This is a genomic window from Paenibacillus sp. UNC217MF (genome assembly GCF_000686865.1).
Classification (GTDB): domain Bacteria; phylum Bacillota; class Bacilli; order Paenibacillales; family Paenibacillaceae; genus Paenibacillus_B; species Paenibacillus_B suaedae.
Map to the genome: position 1 here is coordinate 1 of NZ_JMLT01000048.1, position 1331 is coordinate 1331.

Genomic DNA, 1331 nt, shown 5'->3' on the forward strand with positions numbered 1-1331 from the left:
CGTCTTATTCTTGGCATAGTAGATCCGCTCCTTGTTATGATGTGTTAATTCTACTAGCCCTTAATTTTTCTGTCCAACTAAGTGTAGCCGATCTAGAGCCTAGAGTAACCAGAGACGTAGATATCATCATTGAATGGTTTGGTATGTTCAGTTAATCCATACGCTTCTAAACCATATACACTAATAGGTAGAGTTACCCCCCATACATCTAGTACCAACTTAGTAGAAGACATTGAAGTATAATCAATGTTTATTGTGGACTCACTTAAATATATCAGCTCAAATTTTTCATCGGAAATATTTAATATCAAATCTATTTCAACCTCCTTAAAATTACTTCTAATTGTTTACTTAATGCCTTCTCACTGAAAGCATCGCCGCTAGTTGTTTTCTGAGTTCCAAACATCAAATCATCCGAGGCCTTTCCTTTGTTCACCAATCTAAAACCGTATCTCGAAAGCTCCTCATCATTCATTTTATATATTTTGCTGAAATAGGTTTTTTTCTCCCCACCTACTATTTTCAGTGAGCCTCCTGGCTCGATTACCCGTGGAATATCACCTTCAAGAGCATTATAACCATGTGGGTTTTGCACAATTACCTCTGCCTGTGAACCTGTTTTAATTCCAACTAGGTTATTGGCATCCATTACCTCAACACCCTCAGCTCGTGGATTAATATCCCCATTCCGGTATCCTGGTCGAGGGTTATCTCCTGCACCTACATTTAGCCTATTACTTTCATCAAGTTTTTTCGTCCCCTCACCACTTGCCTTCTTGACTTTGCACGAAGCAGATCCTGACGCTGAATTCTCCGGTTCGGTTCCAGAATAATATTTCCGCACCTCAATCTGATTCTTTGTCGGTTCTAGAGGCTTCTGCGTAGACGATTTATAGTTCACATTTGGCCCATCATACGCCAGCTTATTCTTAGGCAATTGCCCAACAGACTTTTGTAAGGCTTCAAATCTATCATTGATAAACGTCTTCGCTTGACCCCAGCTTACCTTAATTCCCCTAATATTGCTTCCTTTCGATATTCCTTGCGGCTTGATTGGCGGTTGTGAATTACGACTGCGGACAGCTCTAGCGCCAATAGCACCAGCTAATGCGTCAACCCCTTCACTCGTATGCTCCACGACATAGAAATAGTTCTGAATCGCTAAATCTGTGTCATCCTTGAATCTTTCATATATCAGATTTGCGATATCATTTTTCTGCTGTGGTGTTAAATGCTGATCTTCCCATGCATTATATTGTTTTATATCAATTATTTGATGGTCAAATAAGACAGGATCAATATCTTGAACTCGAAAACGATTAGGCAAATCC

Annotated in this window: 1 protein-coding gene; it reads right to left on the minus strand. The window is 39.7% G+C overall.

The features are described 5' to 3' along the window. Positions 1 to 313: 313 nt before the first annotated feature. A partial coding sequence (locus BP95_RS33590) for a hypothetical protein (protein ID WP_197035299.1) occupies positions 314 to 1331 on the minus strand: 1018 nt, incomplete at its 5' end.